Genomic DNA, 18,295 nt, shown 5'->3' with positions numbered 1-18,295 from the left:
ACCCGTCAGGAGAGGTGCTTCGGCTCCGGACTCGTCTTGTGCGACCAGTCCGATCCCACGGGTGCGGTTCCGAGCACGTCCGGACACTCGTCGTCGCGACTTCCGGCGGGCGCCAGGGAGATCACGACCGACTTGTAGGTGGGACAGTTGCTCTTCAACGCCGTCGAATCGAGCGGCACGAGAGGGTTGGTCTCCGGGTAGTAGGCGGCCGCGCTCCCTCGCGGCAGGTCGTACTCGACGATCCGGAACCTTGTGGCACACCGCTCGCGTTCGTCGCCGTCCCACAGCGTGAACAGGTCGACGAAGTCCCCGTTGTCGAAGCCCAGCGTCGCGATGTCGTCCCGATGCATGAACACGACGCGCCGTCCGCCTTCGATCCCGCGATAGCGGTCGCTGAGACCGTAGATGGTGGTGTTGAACTGGTCGTGACTGCGGATCGTCTGCAGCAGCAGATGGCCGGGCGGTACCTGAACCACCTCCACCGGAGAGACCGCGAATTCTGCCAGGCCCGAATCGGTCTGGAAGGTTCGAGTGTCCCGGGGTGGATGCGGCAGGATGAATCCTCCCGGCCGCCGGACATTGACCTCGTAGCCCTCACAACCCGGGACGACGCGGGAGATGCGCGAACGAATGTTCGCGTAATCGTCGCGCATCGCCTTCCAGTCGAGCCCGTAGCGGTCGCCGAGCGTGGCCTCGGCGATGCCGGTGATGATCGCGACCTCCGAACGCACGTGCTCGCTGGGCGGTTTCAACGGTCCTCGGGAGGCGTGGACCGCGCACGTCGTGTCCTCGACCGACACGAACTGCGGTCCGGAAGCCTGGACGTCCCTGTCGGTACGTCCGAGCGTCGGGAGAATCAATGCCGTTGTGCCGCAGACCAGGTGGGAGCGGTTCGGTTTCGTCGAGATGTGCACTGTCATGTCGATGCCGGCCATCGCCTCGGCGGTGACGGCGGTGTCCGGCGCCGCTTGCACGAAGTTGCCGCCGAGACCGAGGAAGAAGCGCACCTTGCCATCACGCATCGCCCGGATCGAATCGACCGTGTCGTAACCGTTCTCACGAGGCGGATCGAAGCCGAACTCCTTCTCGATCGCGTCGAGGAAGCTCTGCGGTGCCCGCTCCCAGATTCCCATCGTGCGGTCGCCCTGGACGTTCGAGTGACCGCGCACCGGCATCAGTCCGGCGCCGCGCTTGCCGATGTTGCCCTGCGCGAACGCAAGGTTGCAGATCTCCTTGATGGTCGCGACCGCGTTGCGGTGCTGAGTGATCCCCATAGCCCAGCAGAAGACCGTCGCCTTCGAGCGGCGCAACATCTGCGCGGCCTCGGTGATCTGCTGTCGCGACAGGCCGGTCGCGGCGACCACCTCGTCCCAGTCGATGTTCCGGATGTGTTCGACCCATTCGTCGAATCCCTGGGTGTGGTTCTGCACGAAGTCGTGGTCGAGCGCATCCCATTCGACGAGCAACGACCCGAACGCCTGCAGCAGCGCGAGGTCGCCGTCGACCTTGATCGACAGATGCAGGTCGGACAGATCCGTTCCTCGACCGAGCAGGCCGCGCGGTGTCTGCGGGTTCCGGAAATTGACCAGGCCCGCTTCGCGCAGCGGGTTGATCGTCAGGATCTTCGCGCCGTTCTGCTTGGCCTCTTCGAGTGCGGTGAGCATGCGCGGGTGGTTGGTGCCGGGGTTCTGCCCCTGCAGGATGATCAGCTCGGCGTTGTGCACGTCGTCGAGCATCACGCTGGCCTTGCCGATGCCGATCGACTCCTGCAGCGCGATGCTCGTGGATTCGTGGCACATGTTCGAGCAGTCGGGCAGGTTGTTCGTCCCGAACGCCCGCGCGAACAGCTGGTACACGAAGGCGGCCTCGTTCGATGCGCGTCCGGACGTATAGAAGGTGGCCTGATCGGGGCCGTCCAGCGACTTCAGCTGCTCACCGATGAGGGTGAAGGCCTCGTCCCACCCGATCGGGGTGTAGTGCGTGGCGCCGGGTCGCTTGACCATCGGGTGCGTGATGCGGCCCTGTTTACCGAGCCACAGTTCGCTGTGCTCGGCGAGTTCGGCGATGCTGTACCGCGCGAAGAACCCGGGGTCGGCGCGTCGGGTGGTGCCTTCCTCGGCGACGGCCTTGGCGCCGTTCTCGCAGAATTCGGCGATCTTGCGATGGCCGGGGTCGGGATCGGGCCACGCGCAGCTCGGGCAGTCGAACCCTTCGGCCTGGTTCAACTCGAGCAGCGTCTCGGCGGAGCGCACCAGCCCCATCTGTTCGAGGGATCGTTTCATCGCCACCGCGACACCGGTGACGCCCGCTGCGGCCTTCTTACGGTCCCCGACCTCGAGGTCGCCTTCGTCGTAGTCGGCCTGCCGGTCACGGTTCAGCATTCGATCACCTCTCGCCACGCACGGTTTGCCGAGGAATACCCCGGCCCTCCGCCTGCCGAAACGGGTCGGCGATTACGCCCGGACCAGCATCGTCCGGACGTACTCTCGGGAGATGGGATGGTCGAAAACGCTCGGAATCCCGGCCGCTGCGGCGGCCGCTGTCGGCGCCTACGATCTTGTGCAGAAGCGACATTCGCTGCTACGCAACTTCCCGATTCTCGGGCACGGGCGCTATCTGTTGGAGTCGCTGGGACCCGAACTGCGGCAGTACATCACGACGAACAACGACGAGGAGCGGCCGTTCAACCGCGACCAGCGCAGATGGATATACGCCTCGTCGAAGAACGTCACCAACACCTTCGGTTTCGGTAGCGACAACGACATCGAGTACACCGACGGATACACGATCATCAAGCACCGCACGTTCTCGGACCTGCCGCCGTCGAGTGCCCCTCACGGGGGTGAGAAAGTGTCGATCCCGTCCGCGAAGGTGCTCGGCGCTGCCCGGGGACGTGCCCGCGCCTTCCGTCCCGAGTCGTTCGTCAACATCTCGGCGATGAGCTTCGGTTCACTGTCGGGCGCCGCTGTGGAAGCACTCAACCGGGGTGCCCGGGCGGCCGGTTGTCTGCAGAATACGGGCGAAGGTGGTCTGACGAAGTACCACCGCAACGGCGGGGAGTTGATCTTCCAGATCGGCACCGGCTATTTCGGCTGCCGCGACGAGGACGGAAACTTCGACCTCGCACGATTGAAGCGGGTCGTCGAGTCGGCGCCCGTGCGTGCCCTGGAGATCAAACTCAGTCAAGGTGCCAAGCCGGGGCTCGGTGGCTTGCTCCCTGCCGCGAAGGTCACCCCGGAGATTGCCGAAGTCCGGGGCATCCCCATCGGGAAGGACTGCGTGAGCCCATCGCGCCACACGGAGTTCCACGACATCGACGGCCTGCTCGATTGGGTCGAAATGCTCGCGGCCGAGACGGGACTTCCCGTGGGGGTCAAGTCCGCCGTGGGCGATACGACCTTCTGGGACGAACTCACACGGCAGATGAGCGAGACCGACCGCGGCGTCGACTTCGTCACGATCGACGGGGGCGAAGGCGGCACCGGCGCAGCACCTTTGGTGTTCGCCGACGCTGTCTCACTGCCGTTCCGCAGCGGCTTCGCGCGGGTCTACGCGACGTTCGCCGAGGCCGGTCTGACCGACGACGTCACCTTCATCGGCGCCGGAAAACTCGGCCTACCCGACAATGCGGTGGTCGCAATGGCACTCGGCTGCGACATGGTCAACGTCGCCCGCGAACCGATGTTCTCCATCGGATGCATCCAGGCACAGAAATGCCACACCGACCGCTGCCCTACCGGAGTCGCCACACAGAACCGCTGGCTCACCCGAGGACTCGACGTCCCGTCCAAGGCCGACCGCGTCGCCGACTACATCGAAGCCCTACGCCGCGACGTGTTCAAGATCGCGCAGGCGACGGGTGTGGCGCATCCCGGCCTGATCACCGTCGACGACATCGAGATCGCCGACGGCAACCGGCACGCGATCACCCTGCGCGAGCTGTACGGCTACCGGGACGGCTGGGGATTGCCGTCACAGGCGGATGGGGAGGAGATCACGCGGCTGATGACGGTGGAGGCGGTGACGACGCCGGGTGGGACGGAGGCGTCGACGTCGACCTCGTGAGCGCCGGTCGAACTGTGGACCCGACACGATGTGTGAGGAAGAACCGATGAGTCCAAGCCGCCCGCAGTAGTCAGGAGGATTCGCCCCATGAGTACGTCCGACGACTGGAACGCGCAGGTGATCGCCGAATTCAGAGCCAACGGAGGCCGTGTCGGCGGCAGCTTCGAGGGAGCACCGATGATGCTCGTTCACCATCGTGGCCGCAAGAGCGGTCGCGAGACGGTGACTCCGACGCTGTATCTGCCGGACCCGGAGGATGCTGCGATCATGTACGTCTTCGCGAGCAAAGGGGGCGCACCCTCCCATCCGGCCTGGTACTACAACCTCACCACGGCCGGCCGAGCGGAGGTCGAGATCGGCACCGAGACCCTCACGGTCACCGTGGAGGAGATTACCGGCGCCGAACGCGACCGCATCTATGCCGAGCAGGCCCGTCGTTACCCCGGTTTCGCCGAGTACGAGGAAAAGACCCGCGGAGTGCGCACTATTCCGGTCCTCGCTCTCCACCGAAGCTGATTCCCTCCGGCGGTCAGGAGTTCGACAGCCGACGGCTCGCCCCGTAGGAGTGACACACACTTCGGTGGTGCCGAGCCCGCTGAGCAGGGTCGGAACCACCGAGATCCCGCCGGCACGCGCCGACGGGATCTCCCGTGCCGATCATGTCGACCGGGGCGACGTCCAAGACAGAGCTACTTACGCCCCGCCTGCCATTGCATGCCCCACCCGAACGCGCGGTCGAGATCGGACTGGCTGCCGTCGATGTACTGCACGAGGCGCTCGACGGTGATGCCCTGTCCGTCGCTCTGCAGCATCGCGATCGCGCAGATCCGCGCGCCGTTGTTCGGCGAGTCCAGGCGCACCTCGATCTGCGGGCCGGACGGCGGGGTCAGGGTGACGACGCCGTCCACGGCCGCCCAGTTCGGGGCACCCTCGTAGATCATCGCGAAGATCAGCACGCGCTTGAACAGTTCGGGACGTTCGAGGTTGACGGACATGTTCTCGCCACCGGTGCTCGAACCCGTGCGATCGTCGCCGTCGAGGTGGATGTAGGGCGGGGTGTTCAGCGCGCCGAAGCTGTTGCCGAGGGCTTGGATGACGCCCTTGGAACCGTCGGCGAGTTCGAAGAGGCAACCGAGATCGAGGTCCACACCACCGCTCGCGCCGGTGAGCTTGGCGAGGAAGCCCTTCTTCTGCTCACCGCGCGACCAGTTGAGGTTCACCCGCGTCACACCTTGGCCCGATCCGGCCTTGGAGAGGCTGACGGTGGGCGATTCCTTGGTGAGGTTGATCTTGCTCAGGTTGATGCCGCCGGCATTCTGCTCGGGCTTCTTGTTGTAGTCGATGGCCATGTCGAGCCTTTCGTCGAAGTAGCTGCGCGAATGCGCACGTGATACGGAAAAGCGATGGGAGCCCCCGATCCGAGCTGTCGGATCGAGGGCTCCCATCTGCATGTGATTCGAACTGTCGAGGATCAGGGGATGCTGGTCTTCACAGCATCCGCACCTTCCCTCGCCGCGATCTTGCGGTTGCGGTAGATGCTCGAGGCGAACGCTGCACCGATCAGGGCGACTCCGACCAGGCCGGTGATGACCTCCGGCACGTGCGTACCGATGGAGTACAGCAGGATCAGCGCCAGCGCACCGATGGCCCAGTGAGCACCGTGCTCGAGGTACACGTAATCGGACAGCGTGCCCTTGCGCACCAGGAAGATGGTGATCGAACGGACGAACATCGCGCCGATGAAGCCGAGGCCCAGGGCGATGATGATCGGGTCGGACGTGATGGCGAAGGCGCCGATGACACCGTCGAACGAGAACGATGCGTCGAGCACCTCGAGGTAGAGGAACAGGAAGAAGCCGGCCTTACCGGTGGCCTTGGCGAGGCCGCTCGGGCCGCCGCTGGACTCTTCGCCTTCCTCGGGGATGTGGAACATCTCGCCGAGTCCGTTGACCGCGATGTAGGTGATCATGCCGAGTGCGCCGGCGATCATGACGGTCGAGACCTTGTCGTCGGGAGCGATCACGGTGGCGGTGATCAGCAGGAGCACCGTCGCGATGACAACCTCGAGTTGCTCGAGCTTGCCGGCCTTCGCGAGGGGCCGCTCGAGCCATTCGAGCCACTTGATGTCGCGGTCTTCGAGGATGAAGTGCAGGAACAGCATCAGCAGGAACATGCCGCCGAACGCTGCGATCTGCGGATGCGCGTCGGTGATCAGGGTCTCGTAGCTGGGGCTGCCGTCCGGGAAGTAGGCGGCTCCGTCGGCCGGCGGATTGAGCGCGAGATTCAACGCCTCGATCGGTCCGAGTCCGGACGCCACCCACACGATCGCGAGGGGGAAGATCAGACGCATACCGAAGACGGCGATGAGGATGCCGATGGTGAGGAAGATCTTCTGCCAGAACTCGCTCATCCGCCGCAGCACGGTGGCGTTGATGACTGCGTTGTCGAACGACAGCGACACCTCGAGGATGCCGAGGATCACGCAGAGGAACAGAGCTTCGGGGCCGCCGTAGAGGAAGGCGACCACCAGAGAGACGACGGTGACCGCAAAGGAGGCACCGAATATTCGCAGAACCACGAAGCGTGGCCTTTCTCGTAGGAATCAGGGCATTGCAGGGTGGTTACTGCAGATGTCGGTTGCACACCATCGGGGTGACCCGGAGCGCCGGGTCCGGCTGCGGTACGAGGCGACCGAAGCCGGATCCGGCGGACTACGAACTAGACGTTGACGCCGTAGTCGCGAGCGATGCCCGCCAGACCGGACGCGTAGCCCTGGCCGATGGCGCGGAACTTCCACTCCGCACCGTTGCGGTACAGCTCGCCGAACACCATCGCGGTCTCGGTCGACGCGTCCTCGGACAGGTCGTAACGAGCGAGTTCGTTACCGTTCGCACGGTCGACGACGCGGATGTACGCGTTGCGGACCTGGCCGAACGACTGGCTGCGCGAGTCGGCATCGTAGATCGAGACCGGGAAGAAGATGCTCTCGATGTTCGCCGGCGTGGCGGCGAGATCGACGTTGATGACCTCGTCGTCGCCCTCGCCCTCGCCGGTGCGGTTGTCGCCGGCGTGCTCGATCGCGCCGTCGGGCGACTTGAGGTTGTTGAAGAAGATGAAGTGCTGGTCGGACACGACCTTCTTGTCCGCCCCGGTCGCGATGGCGCTGGCATCGAGGTCGAAGTCGGTGCCGGTGGTGCTGCGAACGTCCCAGCCCAGGCCGACGGACACTGCCGTCAGGTTCGGAGCTTCCTTGGTCAGGGAGACGTTTCCGCCCTTGGTCAAGCTGACACCCATGCGGGGTCCTTTCGATCGTTCCAACGGTCGACGTACCGGTGTAGGGCACGCCCGGTGTGCGTTTCTCCCCACACTAGTTGTTGGCGTGGGGTACGCCCATATCCACTATGCCCGGTCCCGCGCAGCGCTTCCGTGATCTGCACGGACCACGGCTCCGACCGGCGGAAAGGCAACGCGTCGGCCCTGCGGACGTGCGCCCAGTACCATTCGGTTCTGTGGCGAGCCGATGGACGCGCCGCCTGTTCGGCGGGGAAGATACGGAAGATCCCGCGGCTCGTCGTGCACACGATGCGATGGTCGCGGCATTCCTCGACATGGACAAGCGCCAGTCCGTCATCGAGGCCGGTGTCGCCGCCTCCTACGAGTTCGAACCCGAACGGCACCTGCTCCGCGAGTGGGATCCGATCCGGCAGGCGTGTTACCGCGCCGGGGAGACGTATCTTCAGCTGGCAGTGACGGATCCGGATCAACCGCTCGCGCCTGCCCCGGCCTACGAGCAGGCGTTGCGCCAGATTTCCGACGCAACACGAACACTTGATGAATTCTTCGGAAACAACCAGGGTCACCTCGAGCGCATGACGGCCGTGGCGAACACCGTGCCCGAGCTCGCGCACCGGATGCGTACCGAAGCGCAGGGCGTTCTCGGTATGACACAGCAGCCGGATTTCATTGCTTTTGCGAACTTTCCATCGGTGCGCACGGCCACCGAAGCACTCGAAAAAGCGCTGAACAGTCTCGATGCGGCGCATGGGGTGGGCGCGACCCGCACGGCCGCCCTTCGGGTCGAAGAAGCGACGACGAGCCTCCGCACCGCGCTCGCGCAGGCTCCGGGGCGCCGCGACGAGGCCGCGCGCACACTCGCCTCGGTCACCACCCGGCTCGGAGCGGTCCGGACACGAGCCGAGGGTCTCGCACCCGCCTTCTCCGCGCTGCTCAGGGAGTTCAACGCTGCCAGTTCCGCGGATCTGTCCGGCAACGAGACACGGGCGAGAGAGCTTCTCACTCGCGCGGAAGACCAGCTCACGCAGGCTCGCGCGGCAGCGAAGGAGGGCAGGCCCGAGGACGCGCTCGAGCTGGTCGCGGCGATCCGCGCCGAACTGTCCCGCGCCGAAGGACTCGTCGACGCCGTGACCTCACGACTCGCGACCCTGCGATCAGTCCGGCAGAATCCGGGTGCCAAGGTCGACGAGGTACGTTTCCGCCTCCGTGACGCACAACACCTGGCCGTGCAGCGCGGCCTGACCGCAGAATGGGGTTCCGTTCTCGACTCGCAGTTGAGCCGGATCGACAGGGCCGTCGACGCACTCACCGGTGTGCACCCCGACTACTGGGCCTACGTCAGAGATTTGGATGCGGTGTCGACCTTCATCGCAGGAGTGGTCGATCGAATGAGAGGACGGACCGAGAACGCATGAGGGGGGCCACGCTTACCGAAGTGCGCGCCATGCAGCACTTTCGGCATCTCGACGACGCGACGTTGGAGGAATTGTTCCTGCACCGTCCCGAACCGTTCGGGCACAGCGACAATCGCGACCGTCTGGCGACCGCCCTCGGCGCCACACTGTATGTGCCCGCGACGCGCAGTGATCTCGTCGCGACGATCACGAGGCGTGCCGCGGAGGGCGTGACCTCGATGGTGCTCGACCTCGAGGACGCCGTCGCCGACGACGAAGTCGAACAGGGCCTGCAGAACGCTGTCGCGACCCTCGATGCGCTCGCCGCGAACGGACCGTCGACGATGATGTTGTTCGTCCGTGTCCGCACCGCCGACGGCATCGGGCGGGTGGCGTCCATGCTCGGCGCCGGCAAGACCGTGCTGACCGGATTCGTGGTGCCGAAATTCACCGCACGCACCGGTCCCGCCTTCCTCGAGGCGGTCGCTGCGGCGTCGACCCTGATCGACCGTCACCTCTACGCCATGCCCGTCATCGAATCGGCCGAGGTCGTCCACCGCGAGACACGCGACGACGAACTACGCGCGATCTCCCACATCCTCGCCGAGCATCGCGACCGCGTGCTCGCGGTCCGGATCGGAGCCACGGACATGTGCGCCACCTTCGGGATCCGGCGCGACCGCGACCTGACGATCTACGACGTGCGGGTCGTCGTCGACGTGATCGCCGATGTGGTGAACCATCTGGGGCGAACCGACGGAACGGGTTTCGTGATCACGGGTCCGGTCTGGGAGTATTTCGCCGACCACGAACGCATGTTCCGTCCGATGCTGCGCGCAACCCCCTTCGAGGAGCAGGACGCGGTATTGTTCCGGCAGCAGCTCGTCAGCCGCGATCTCGACGGCCTGCTACGCGAGATCGCCCTCGACCGGGCGAACGGAATCCAGGGAAAAACGGTCATCCATCCGTCTCATGTCGCTGCAGTGCACGCTTTGTCGGCCGTCACCCATGAGGAGTACCACGATGCGACCGACATCCTCGATCGCGACACCGGGGGTGTGCAGGCGTCGGGATACGGCAACAAGATGAACGAACGCCGCCCGCACCGCACATGGGCCGAGCAGACCCTGTTGCGCGCGTCGGTATTCGGTGTCACGCGTAAGGGGATCACCTTCGTCGACCTGCTGACGGCGTTGGTGGACCGATGACCCGACTGTTCGATATTCCCTGGGCCACAGCAGAGCTCGGACTTGCGCTGGAACACGTCGACTCCTCGCGCGAATTCACCGTGCCCGAACTCGTCCGGCCGGGACTGCGACGTAATCCGCGTCGAGCACACCTACTGGTCTCCACGGTGCTCGGTAAGCACATCCCCACCGAGCCCGCGGCGGTCCGCGGTGCCGGTCACCGCCTCGGTGAACTCGTCGCCGATCTGCTGGGCGACGCATCGTCCGATGCGGTCGTTCTCGGGTTCGCCGAGACGGCAACGGGTCTGGGCCACTGCGTGGCCGATGCCCTCGCCGCGGCGTGCTACCTGCATTCGACACGGCGGCGCACTCCCGGAGCGGAGGTGCTCACCGGATTCGAGGAAGGGCACTCGCACGCCACCTTCCACCTGCTCCAACCGACCTCCGGCGCCCTGTTCGCCAATCCTGCGCCGCTCGTTCTCGTGGACGACGAGATTTCCACGGGAGCAACAGCTCTCGACGCGATCCGCGCACTGCACCGCGACCACCCTCGCGATCGGTACGTGCTCGCCTCCCTCGTCGACATGCGTTCGGAGCAGAACCGCATTCGGACGACCGAGGTCGCAGCGGAACTCGGCGCGACCATCGAGCACGTGAGCCTGGCAAACGGGCGCTCCGTCGTGCCCGACGATCTCGTCGCGCGGGTCGCGTCGTTGCCCGAGCCTCCTCTCAATCCCGAGGGTGATCGACGCGGCGACGTCCGGTTCGTTCGTGCACCCTGGCCCTCGCACGTGCCGGACGGTGGCCGGCACGGGATGCTGCGAACCGACACAGAGGGATTCGACGCGGCTCTGGCGACGCTCGCCGACACGATCGCGGAGGTGCGGGACGCGCAGCGACCTGCCGTGGTCATCGGGCACGAGGAACTCATGTACCTGCCGCTCCGGCTGGCGGACGCACTCACCGAACGCGGCACGCCCACGCGGTTCCAGACCACGACCCGATCCCCCGCCTACGTGATGGACGTCGACGGATATCCCCTGCGTCGTGGATTCCGCTTCACCGCACCCGAACACATCGACACCGAGTTCGAGAACGAGGTGCCGCGTTATCTCTACAACGCGCAGTGGCCCACACCGACCGAGGTCCGGCCCGAGCTGATCCTCGTGATCGATTCGCCTGCCGACACCGACCGCCTCCGCGCACCGGGAGGTGTTCTCGACGTACTCACCGCGGCCGGCGAGGACGTCCTCGTCGCGGTCGTGCCCGCAACCGATCCGACGGTGCTGCGCACCCACAGGGAGACTTCATGACCGTGCCACTCACCGGACCCGAGTTCGGCTCCTACGCACCCGACGAGGTGACGTGGTTGCTCAAGGACCTCTCCCACGTCGACCTCGAGGGGGACATCGCCGAACGCGAGGCACGGATCCAAGCGGGTCTCGCTCACTACGCCGAGTCCCTGCCGATCGAGTACCAACCCGACGCCGCCTATCGCGAACTGTTCGACAAGGCACTCGGCACGACGGCAGGCCGGTTGGCGCACGCGGTGGGCACGGTCACCGAACTGCTTCTCGCCGAACGCGGGACGGACCTGACCCTCGTGTCGCTCGCGCGGGCGGGCACTCCGATCGGCATCCTGATCCGCCGATGGGCTCTACGACAGCACGGCCTGTCGCTGCCGCACTACACGGTGTCGATCGTTCGCGGGCGCGGAATCGACTCCGCCGCTCTGGACTACATCACCGAGCGACACGACCCCGAGTCCATCGTGTTCGTCGACGGCTGGACCGGCAAAGGCGCGATCGCACGCGAGCTGTCCGCCGCCCTCGCCGAATACGCCGCGTGCGGTGGCCCCGTCCTGTCGGACGATCTCGCCGTGCTCGCGGACCCCGGCCACTGCGTGCGTACCTACGGCACGCGCGACGACTTCCTCATCGCCTCGGCCTGCCTGAACTCCACCGTCTCCGGCTTGGTGTCACGAACGGTCCTCAACGACACGTTGATCGGTCCCGGTGAGTTCCACGGCGCCAAGTTCTACGCCGAACTGGCTGCCGACGACGTGTCGAATCAATTGCTGGACGCCGTGACCGCGGAGTTCGACACGCGCGGGGACGTCGAATCGGCCGCACGGAGGGTGCTCGATTCCGACCGTGCCCCCACGTGGGCCGGCTGGGAGTCCGTCGAACGAGTACGGGCCCAGTACGGAATATCGAGTGTCAACTTCGTCAAACCCGGTGTCGGGGAGACGACTCGCGTGCTGTTGCGCCGCGTTCCCTGGAAGGTGCTGGTGCGCGACCTCACCGCCGACGAGCACGCCCACATCCGCATGCTCGCGGCCGCTCGGAACGTTCCCGTCGAGGAGGTCCCGGACCTCGCCTACTCCTGTATGGGACTGATCAAGGATCTGCCGTGAATACCCTTGCGCCCGCACTGGTCGCCACCGACCTCGACCGCACGCTCATCTATTCGCGCGCCGCGATGACCGGCGACCAGTTCGCCACGCAGGACCTGCTGTGTGTCGAGTACTACGAGGGCGCACCACTGTCGTACGTTACCGGCGCTGCAGCACAACAACTTCGCGCCCTCGCCGATGACGCGGCGGTGGTACCGACCACCACGCGCACACCCGAACAGTTCCGCCGCATCGACCTCCCCGGCGGTCCGTGGCGGTACGCCATCGCGAGCAACGGAGGGTCGATCCTCGAGGACGGACATCTCGACCCCCACTGGCGCCGGAGCGTGGAGGCAGCGGTACGTGAGGGGGGCGCGAGCCTCGACGAGATCACGACCGAACTGCGCAGTCGTATCTCCGAGGACTGGGTGTCGAAGTTCCGCATCGCCGACGAGTTGTTCTGCTATCTCGTCGTCGACGTCGCAGCGCAACCTGCCGGATTCCTCGACGACTGGCACGACTGGTGTTCGACGCGGGGCTGGAACGCTTCACAGCAGGGCCGCAAGATCTACACGATGCCGAACAGCGTGTGCAAGAGCCGCGCGGTGGCGGAGGTGCACCGCAGGCTCCGCGATCGGGGAGTTCTCACGGACGGCGCGCCCGTCTTGGCCGCGGGCGACGGCGCACTCGACGCGGAGATGCTCAAGGCCGCGGATGCCGCGATCCGGCCTCGTCACGGCGAACTGGAACTGATGGACTGGCGCCACCCGACCGTGTCGGTGACCGGCGCTGCGGGCGTCACGGCCGGGGAGGAGATCCTCGCCTGGTTCGCCCGATCCGCTCGTCTTCCGGCCCCTTCGTAGAGTAGAAGGCGCCCGGCCACCGACACAGTGAGGACACATCTCTTGCCGACTCCGCTCTCCAAGGGTCAGAACGGACCGCTCACCGCGTCCGACGTCGTCGTCTCGCTCGAGCTGACCACCCCTGCCGATCTGTCCGCACTACTCGTCAAGGCCGACGGCAAGGTGCGCTCGGACGCCGACTTCGTCTTCTTCAACCAGCCGACGGGGCCGGGCGTGCGCCTCGTCTCCGGGGCGCCCGGTCAGGCCGCGTCGCTCGCCGTGTCGCTCGCGCAGGTCCCCGCCGACATCGATCAGGTGCGCGCCGTGATCACCCTCGACGACCCGTCGAGCAACTTCGGCCGGTTCGCGTCGCCCACCGCGCGGGTGTCCGACAGCAGCGGAACCGTGCTGTACGAGTACCGGATCGACGGGCTGAGCAGCGAATCCATCGTCATCGCGCTGGAACTGTACCGACGTCAGGGCGCCTGGAAGGTCCGCGCCGTGGGGCAGGGATATGCGGGCGGATTCGCAGCGTTGGTGACCGACCACGGCGTCAGCGTCGACGACGCTCCGGCTCAACCGGCTGCTGCGGCACCGCAGCCGTCTGCTCCGCCGGTCCAACCGAGCCCTCCCGCGCAACCGGCCCAGCCGGCACAGCCGGCGGAGGTCAGCCTCACGAAGAATCGTCCCGTGAGCCTGGTGAAGGGCCAGAAGGTCACCCTCCGCAAGGACGGCGGCGTCGCGCTGACCTTCCTGCGCATGGGTCTCGGCTGGGATCCGGTCGAGAAGCGCGGCCTGTTCGGGAATCGCTCCGCCGACATCGACCTCGACGCGTCGGCGGTGCTGTTCGCCGACAACCAGATCGCCGACGTCGTGTACTACGGCCAGTTGCGCTCGAAGGACGGATCGGTCCAGCACGAGGGCGACAATCTCACCGGTGCGGGTGAGGGCGACGACGAGGTCATGCTCGTCGACCTCACCCGTGTTCCCGCCCATGTCACGACGGTGATGTTCATCGTGACCTCCTACAAGGGCCACACTTTCGAGCAGGTGCAGAACGCGTTCTGCCGACTCGTCGACGGCACGATCAATACCGAGCTCGCGCGCTACACGCTGCAGGGCGGCATGCCGTTCACGGGCATGGTGATGGCGAAGGTCTACCGCCAGGGCAGCGAATGGAAACTGCAGGCCATCGGTGAGGGCATGCAGGCGAAGCATCCCGGTGAGGCCGCGCCGCAACTGGGCCGGTTCCTGGCCTCGTAGCCCGATGGGCGAGCGCTTCACGGCAGGGCAGAATGCTCCGCTGGCGATCCGCACGGTCCGTTTCACGGCGTCCGCCGCCGTCCCGCTGGACGTGTGCGCATTCGTCGTGGACGACCGCCTGCGGGTCGCTTCCTCCGACGACGTCGTGTTCTACAACCAACCGAGGACGGCAGGCGTCCGGCTCGAGGGCGAGGTGATCGTCGTCGACGTCGGCGCTGTCCGCCGCGGCGCACGTGTGCTGTGCGCGGTCGGCTGCGAACGCCCCGCTGCGGTGTCGACCTCTTTGTCCGATGCGGCGGGCACCTCACTCGCGACGTTTCACGTGGAACCGGCGGCCGGTAGCGAGACGGCTTTGCTGTGCTGGGAGATCTACCGTCGTAACGACGTGTGGAAGGTGCGCGCCCTCGGCCAGGGTTACACCGGCGGACTCGTCGAGATGTTCACCGCGCACGGAGTCGACGTCGACGATTCGGCGGAGATCTCCGACTCGGAAACGGTGCCCGCTCCGGCTGTCGGACTCCCACCGCTCGAATTGTTGTGGCGGATCTTCGAGGACGCCGCGCGTTCGGCGGCCGCATGCACGTCCAGCCTCGAGTTCGCCCGGCTGCGACTCGACGACGAGCTCTCGGCGGCAGTAGCCGACCCCGCCCGCCGTACCGGCCTCGAGGCCGAACAGTCGAGACAGCGTGCGCAACAACGCTACGACGAACTCGTGGAGGTCGCCGAAACACGCTACCGGAACGACAGTGCAGTGCTCGCCGCGGAACTGCTCACCGTCGACGCGACCCTGCCACCCGCACTCGCGTCCTGGACCTCCCCCGCCTGGATCCGATCATCCACGCCGAGTGACGGTGTGCGCGTGGGTGAAGTGGCAGCAGATCACGGGCCGTTGCGCATTCCGCTGTGTCTGCCGGCACCGCTGCTGCGTCCGCTGTGGATCGAGGGCGAACCCGCCGAACTCGGTCCCGTCGTCTCGTCCCTGGTCGTGAGACTGCTCGCCGCACAGCTGGGCACGCTGGTGCATCTCGTCGACCCCGGACGGACCCTGCCCGAACTGGAAGCGCTCACCGCAGCGAGGTTCGCCGGACCACCCGTTCACGACCGAGCACAGGTCCCGGCGAAACTCCGGGGCCTGGCCGATGCCGCGGATCTGGACGCGCTCGCACAGCAGGTCGACGGGAGCACGCCGACCTCACCGGCGCTCGTCGTCCTCGCCGGATTCCCGTACGGCTACGACCACGACGACCTCGTGCAGATCGTCCGGATCACGAGAGCCGGTGGTAACGGCCGTATCTCGATGGTCTTCGCAGGCGATCCACCGGACGACGACGACGATCCGGTCGTGCAGATCCTTCGAGGCGCGGCCCAGCACCTGCCTGCGGACGAACAGCTGACCGATCCGTGGACGGGCGGCCGTTGGGCCTTCACACCCGACAGGCTGCCCGCAGAGACCGAACACCTTCGCGGTGTGCTGGGTGGGAACTCGCTGCAGGACTGATCGACTCGGACGGCTCGATCGTCACCCGCCGACGAGCTTCGCGATATCGGGCGCGTAGACGGTCGTCCACCCGGGGTGCAGGCGGTAGTAGACCACATCGTTGTCCCAGTCGAACGCATCCGCACCGTAGAAGGACTTGAAGTACGCGAGCAGTTCCGGCCAGTCGTCGGCCGGCGCACCGTGTTGCGGGTTGAGGATCTCCACCCTCCCGTGGGTGAACACCCCCAGGTCCTCCCCGCGCATGTGGGCCACGCCGGCGGCGGGACGAGCAGCGAGATGCCGGGCCTTGGCGGCACTGCGGGCCGTACCGAAATGCCATTTCCCGTGCAGGAAGTGGCCGTCCACGCCGCTGATCCGTGGTTCACCGGTGGCGGTGACCGTCGCCAGCGTGAGTACACACATGCCCGTGAGCACCTCGACGAGTTGTTGTGCGGTTGCAGTGCTCTGCCGGTCGATGATCGACCGCAGATGCCCGGTGGACCGGGACAGTGACGCGTCGAGGAGGGTCTGGAGTTCGCCGAGCTCGTCGGTAGTTTCGCGCATGCCGTCATGCTCGCATCACGAGTGGTCGCGAGACCTGACCGATCTTGCTCTGTATTCGATCCCGTACTCACGGATCTTCCGATAGATCGTCGCGCGCGACATCCCGAGTGCCTTTGCCGCGGCCACCTTGTCGCCGTTGTGGAGCGCGAGGGCTTCGACGACCGCGTCGCGTTCGAGCGACTCGAGTCTCGTCAGACGGCGGCGGGTGGTCGACCGGCACTCCGCGGGCAGGTCGTCGAGTTCGATCGTTCCGGACCGCCGGCGCCTGCAGATGTCCTCGAGCACCGATTTCAGGTGTGCCACGTTGCCGGACCACGAGACTCGTGCGAGCTGGTTCGCCGCGGCACGGGACAACGTCAGATTCGCAGCGCCCATGCCGTCGAGCAAGTATCGGGACAGCTCTGGGAGGTCCTCGATGTGATGGCGCAGCGGTGGCACCTGCACCGTCTTCGGGAACAAGCGCAGCAACGGGTGAGTGTCGGGCAGGCCCTGGGCCGAGTGCATCGTGACCGCCACCCAGGAGTCGTCCGCAGCGGAGTTCGACGACACGTCGAGCAGGAGATCGCTCACGGCATCGAGCGTGTCCTCGTCGAGGCTGTGGACACGATGGATCAGGAGATCCGAACCGTCCTCCACGGCCGTAGCGACCCGCTCGACGATCTCGTCGGTGCTCGACGTCGAGGCGTCCACGCAGACGAGCTCGTGTCCGTTCCGGGAGTATTCGTGTACCGCCCGAACCGACGTGGATTTCCCGGTGCCGGGCTCACCGTCGACGACGATCCACTCGCCCCGGGCGCAGGCGTCGATCATCTCTTCCACGGTCCGCGTCCAGGTGGCACTCGTTCCTGCGACGGAACGGAGGACGGGTGCCCGATCGCGGTCACCGGAGCGCGTTCGTCGTCCGTCCACCTGCTCCTTGATGTGCACGATGCCGCCCGCGAGCCTGTGGTCGACGAAGGTGGGGCGATACGACAGTCGCGCGGTGACGCCGCTCGGGAGGTCGGCGAGGAGTGTGAACGGCTCGGACCGGCCCCGCGAGTCGCGGGTGCGGTCGATGATCGCGGCCTGGTCGCGCGAATCGAACACGCGGTGTGTGAGGTCGTTGATCATGAGCACTTCGTCGCCGATGGCGATGACGGGCCGCCCCGAATGCTGACAGGCCAGGTGGTAGTCGCGCAGCAGCGCCCTGTCGAGTTCGCCGGCCTCTTCGAGGATCTGTTCCCGGATACGTTGCGCGACCATCTTCGCGAACGACAGCAACAGTGCATTGGTGTTCTCGGCCAGCGTGGTCAGGTCGACGGCGCCGAGCACGGCTCCGGTCACGGGGTGGGTCACCGGAGCACCCGCGCACGAGAATCGCCGCAGACGTCCGTTGTAGTGCTCGTCCCCGCGGATGAGCAGGGGGGCGCCCACCTCGAGTGACGTTCCGATGCCGTTCGTTCCGACGTTCGTCTCCGCGTACCGGAACCCGGGGGCGAGGTGAACACTGTCGAGGGCAGCGGCGAGACCGATGTCCCCGAGGCGTCGGCGCAGCACGGTTCCCGACGCGTCGGTGAGAATGAGTGAGACCGGTTCGCTCTCGATCTCCTGCGCCATCGCGTCGAGCACCGGCGCAGCGGCACGTGTGAGCACCGTGTCCACCGAATCCGGGTCGATGTAGTCGGCGCCCGGCTGGTCGGTATCGACGTTCGCCTGCGCCGACCGGAGCCAGGACACGCGCAACCAGTTCCGCATCCGCCCACCGTCGCCTGATCCGATCGCACTACCTCCGAGTTCGTCAGAGGGCGCTGCGTGCTTCGACGCAGCGCCCGGCC

15 protein-coding genes are annotated in these 18,295 nt (G+C 66.4%); 9 read left to right on the top strand and 6 right to left on the bottom strand.

Annotation, left to right across the window (positions count from 1 at the left end; genetic code table 11):
• Positions 1 to 5 precede the first annotated feature (5 nt).
• Positions 6 to 2,381 (bottom strand): FdhF/YdeP family oxidoreductase, encoded by a 2,376-nt coding sequence (locus tag GON09_RS18800; protein WP_213933123.1) that lies wholly within the window; start codon positions 2,379 to 2,381, stop codon positions 6 to 8.
• 112 nt (positions 2,382 to 2,493) lie between these two features.
• Between GON09_RS18800 and GON09_RS18795 the strand changes: the two genes are divergently transcribed.
• Together GON09_RS18795 and GON09_RS18790 are read left to right on the top strand one after the other, a co-directional pair.
• Positions 2,494 to 4,065 (top strand): FMN-binding glutamate synthase family protein, encoded by a 1,572-nt coding sequence (locus GON09_RS18795; RefSeq protein WP_213933122.1) that lies wholly within the window; start codon positions 2,494 to 2,496, stop codon positions 4,063 to 4,065.
• Between the two features lie 87 nt (positions 4,066 to 4,152).
• Positions 4,153 to 4,581, top strand: coding sequence for a nitroreductase family deazaflavin-dependent oxidoreductase (locus tag GON09_RS18790; protein ID WP_213933121.1), 429 nt, complete (start codon positions 4,153 to 4,155; stop codon positions 4,579 to 4,581).
• A 173-nt stretch (positions 4,582 to 4,754) separates the two neighbouring features.
• Here GON09_RS18790 and GON09_RS18785 read toward each other — a convergent pair whose 3' ends face one another.
• From GON09_RS18785 to GON09_RS18775, 3 genes are all read right to left on the bottom strand, one after another.
• A complete protein-coding gene (locus GON09_RS18785) occupies positions 4,755 to 5,414 on the bottom strand; it encodes a TerD family protein (protein WP_213933120.1) in 660 nt (219 codons plus the stop codon).
• Positions 5,415 to 5,536: 122 nt separating this feature from the next.
• Complete coding sequence (locus tag GON09_RS18780) at positions 5,537 to 6,643, bottom strand: DUF475 domain-containing protein (protein ID WP_213933119.1); 1,107 nt, start codon at positions 6,641 to 6,643, stop codon at positions 5,537 to 5,539.
• A 140-nt stretch (positions 6,644 to 6,783) separates the two neighbouring features.
• Positions 6,784 to 7,359: a TerD family protein gene (locus GON09_RS18775; RefSeq protein WP_213933118.1), complete on the bottom strand. Its 576-nt coding sequence runs from the start codon at positions 7,357 to 7,359 to the stop codon at positions 6,784 to 6,786.
• Positions 7,360 to 7,652: 293 nt separating this feature from the next.
• Between GON09_RS18775 and GON09_RS18770 the strand changes: the two genes are divergently transcribed.
• The 7 genes from GON09_RS18770 to GON09_RS18740 all read left to right on the top strand — a co-directional run bounded on the left by GON09_RS18770 (position 7,653) and on the right by GON09_RS18740 (position 15,938).
• Entirely contained in the window at positions 7,653 to 8,774 is a 1,122-nt protein-coding gene (locus tag GON09_RS18770) for a hypothetical protein (protein WP_213934519.1), read from the top strand.
• Positions 8,775 to 8,803: 29 nt separating this feature from the next.
• The gene (locus tag GON09_RS18765) at positions 8,804 to 9,961 is read left to right on the top strand and encodes an HpcH/HpaI aldolase/citrate lyase family protein (protein ID WP_213934518.1); all 1,158 of its coding nucleotides are present in this window, start codon (positions 8,804 to 8,806) and stop codon (positions 9,959 to 9,961) included.
• Entirely contained in the window at positions 9,958 to 11,253 is a 1,296-nt protein-coding gene (locus tag GON09_RS18760; protein WP_213933117.1) for a phosphoribosyltransferase family protein, read from the top strand. Before GON09_RS18765 ends, GON09_RS18760 begins: the two co-directional genes overlap by 4 nt.
• Positions 11,250 to 12,356: a cysteine protease StiP family protein gene (locus GON09_RS18755; protein ID WP_213933116.1), complete on the top strand. Its 1,107-nt coding sequence runs from the start codon at positions 11,250 to 11,252 to the stop codon at positions 12,354 to 12,356. The genes GON09_RS18760 and GON09_RS18755 overlap by 4 nt, the downstream gene beginning before the upstream one ends.
• 65 nt (positions 12,357 to 12,421) lie before the next feature.
• Entirely contained in the window at positions 12,422 to 13,198 is a 777-nt protein-coding gene (locus GON09_RS18750; protein WP_244866783.1) for an HAD family hydrolase, read from the top strand.
• Between the two features lie 42 nt (positions 13,199 to 13,240).
• Positions 13,241 to 14,440: a TerD family protein gene (locus GON09_RS18745; protein ID WP_213933114.1), complete on the top strand. Its 1,200-nt coding sequence runs from the start codon at positions 13,241 to 13,243 to the stop codon at positions 14,438 to 14,440.
• 4 nt (positions 14,441 to 14,444) lie between these two features.
• Entirely contained in the window at positions 14,445 to 15,938 is a 1,494-nt protein-coding gene (locus tag GON09_RS18740) for a TerD family protein (protein WP_213933113.1), read from the top strand.
• A gap of 21 nt (positions 15,939 to 15,959) precedes the next feature.
• On the opposite strand, the gene GON09_RS18735 is transcribed toward GON09_RS18740, so the two are convergent.
• Both GON09_RS18735 and GON09_RS18730 read right to left on the bottom strand, forming a co-directional pair.
• Positions 15,960 to 16,481, bottom strand: coding sequence for a pyridoxamine 5'-phosphate oxidase family protein (locus GON09_RS18735; protein WP_213933112.1), 522 nt, complete (start codon positions 16,479 to 16,481; stop codon positions 15,960 to 15,962).
• A 15-nt stretch (positions 16,482 to 16,496) separates the two neighbouring features.
• Positions 16,497 to 18,215 carry a sigma-54-dependent Fis family transcriptional regulator gene (locus GON09_RS18730; protein WP_213933111.1) on the bottom strand — a complete coding sequence of 573 codons (1,719 nt, stop codon included), beginning with the start codon at positions 18,213 to 18,215 and terminating at the stop codon, positions 16,497 to 16,499.
• Positions 18,216 to 18,295 lie beyond the last annotated feature (80 nt).

Origin of the sequence: Rhodococcus sp. B50 (genome assembly GCF_013602415.1) — a bacterium.
In the GTDB taxonomy this organism is placed as follows: Bacteria; Actinomycetota; Actinomycetes; order Mycobacteriales; family Mycobacteriaceae; genus Rhodococcus.
The sequence above is the reverse complement of the archived record's forward strand: the minus strand, read 5'-3'. Positions and strand labels throughout refer to the sequence as shown.